General features: G+C 60.6%; 1 pseudogene. It reads right to left on the bottom strand.

From position 1 onward, the window contains the following. Positions 1-771, bottom strand: a pseudogene (eno, locus tag C0V97_RS17885) (phosphopyruvate hydratase); the annotation flags it as partial. Positions 772-1,047: the final 276 nt, after the last annotated feature.

The following is a 1,047-nucleotide window of genomic DNA, read 5'->3' as shown; positions in this document are numbered from 1 at the left end:
ATCCATCTTGTAGCGGCCATCGCGGTAGAATTCGGTGGCGGCGCAATCGAGCGCGAAGGTCACGTCCTCGCCCAGACGATAACCGGCGCCCTCGACCGACTTCGAGATGAAGCCGAGAGCCTCGTCAGCCGATTTCAGGCCGGGAGCGAAACCGCCTTCGTCACCGACATTGGTGTTGTGACCGGCGGCGTGGAGATTCTTCTTCAGATGGGCGAAGATTTCCGAACCCATGCGCACGGCGTCCATGATCGTCGGTGCACCGACCGGCTGGATCATGAATTCCTGGATGTCGATGGGGTTGTCAGCATGCTGACCGCCATTGACGATGTTCATCATCGGCACGGGCAGGGTGTGGGCAAATACGCCACCGACATAGCGGTAAAGCGGAACATCGAGCTCGAGCGCGGTGGCCTTGGCAGTTGCAAGCGACACGGCAAGGATGGAATTGGCGCCCAGACGCGCCTTGTTCGGCGTGCCGTCCAGCTCAATCATGGCTTCGTCGATGGCAATCTGATCGGACGATTCGGCGCCCTGCAGCGCATCGAGGATTTCGCCTTCTGCGAAGGCAGCAGCCTTCAGAACGCCCTTGCCACCATAGCGCGACTTGTCGCCATCGCGCAGCTCGACAGCTTCATGTGCGCCCGTCGAGGCGCCCGACGGAACCGCTGCGCGACCTTTGGCGCCCGAGGACAGTTCAACCTCGACTTCGACGGTCGGATTGCCACGGCTATCCAGAATCTCGCGAGCAATGATATCAATAATGGCGCTCATTGGGGGCTCCCTGTTTGAACGTTCGAACTTCGGGCATCACAAGGCGTCGAGACACCGGCGCTGTCAACTGGCGTTATGTGAAATGAGGATGGATATTCCGTGAGACCCCTGTCACCGCTCGTGATTTTCCTCGGTATCGGCGGATTGGTGCCGTTCGTGACCCTTGCCATGGCGGCCCTGTTCTGGGGAAGTCTTGGCCCGATCACCCATATCGGCGTGGCGATGCTGGCCTATGGCGGCYGCMTCCCGTCCTTTTTCSGGGGGGGCCCTTTGGGG

Origin of the sequence: Asaia sp. W19 (genome assembly GCF_003994335.1) — a bacterium.
GTDB lineage: Bacteria > Pseudomonadota > Alphaproteobacteria > Acetobacterales > Acetobacteraceae > Asaia.
This window is presented reverse-complemented; position numbering and strand designations above follow the sequence as displayed.